Annotated in this window: 2 protein-coding genes; both read left to right on the forward strand. The window is 36.2% G+C overall.

Going from position 1 to position 1,065, the window contains the following annotated elements; genetic code table 11:
* The first annotated feature begins 108 nt into the window (after positions 1-108).
* Positions 109-813, forward strand: coding sequence for a HipA family kinase (locus AB4653_RS12815; protein WP_029224410.1), 705 nt, complete (start codon positions 109-111; stop codon positions 811-813).
* Positions 810-1,065, forward strand: a 256-nt coding sequence (locus AB4653_RS12820; RefSeq protein ID WP_372104342.1) for a DUF3037 domain-containing protein, incomplete at its 3' end; no start/stop codon positions are given. The genes AB4653_RS12815 and AB4653_RS12820, both read left to right, overlap by 4 nt.

Here is a 1,065-nt window from a genome sequence, read left to right on the forward strand (position 1 = left end):
AACTATCAACTCTTGATCACTCTCTTAGCATAACCAATTAATTCAGGAAATTACTTATGGTAATATCCAATCAGACACTAATCAGCTCGCTGTGTATGGTAATACTTCGTGATAGAAATCTTAAAAATTACAAGAATGATGGCGCAAGGGAGAACGAACCCGTATCTCTGTGAAGGTGATGATGGAAAACAGTATGTCGTAAAAGGCAGTAGTGCTACTTGTCGAGGCCTTGTAAAAGAATGGATAGTAGCTCATCTAGCGAAAAGCTTTGGCTTACCTATTCCGGATTTTAAAATCGCTTGGGTTGATGATTTACTAGTTGAATACAGCTCTTTTGACTTAGAGGCTGGTTATTGTTTTGCTTCATCATATAAACCTAACATTCAAGAAATAACCTATAATCAAATACAGAAGGTTCCAAAGCAGTTACTTCGTGATCTGTTTGTTTTTGATTATTGGATTCAGAATAATGATAGAAACCTCACTGATAAAGGCGGTAATCCTAACTTTTTCTTGGAGCAAAAGACCAAAGAAACGTGTGTTGTTGATCATAACCTAGCTTTTGCAGATGACTTTAAAATTGATGAACATAAAGAACAACATGTAAGTTCAGGCTCTTGGAATGGCTTAGAGCTAGTCGATAAAGAAGTTTATACAGAAAAATTTCAAAATGCCCTGCAAGATATTGACAATATCATCAGTGAGATACCAGAAGAGTGGTTAGAAATGTATCCAATCGATACTATTCGATCAGAAATTACGTTAGTATTGAAGAAATTCTTAGCTGAACCGTTTTGGGAGGACATATCATGAAAGTAGCTTTACAATTCGCGATTGTTCGCTTTATGCCATTCGCAGAAACATCAGAGTTTGCCAACGTTGGTATACTTGCGTTTGCTCCAAAGACTGGATTTGTAAGCTATAAACTAGCCCCTGCCAGATTTAAAAGAGTATCTGATTTCTTCGATGATCTTGAAGGGCAACTTTACAAGCAAGCTATAGCAAATTTTGAAGATGAATTAAATTACATCCAAAACTTCGCAAAGAATATAAGCGGTAAAGAGC

The organism is Vibrio sp. 10N.222.48.A3, assembly GCF_041475345.1.
GTDB classification, from domain to species: domain Bacteria; phylum Pseudomonadota; class Gammaproteobacteria; order Enterobacterales; family Vibrionaceae; genus Vibrio; species Vibrio tasmaniensis_A.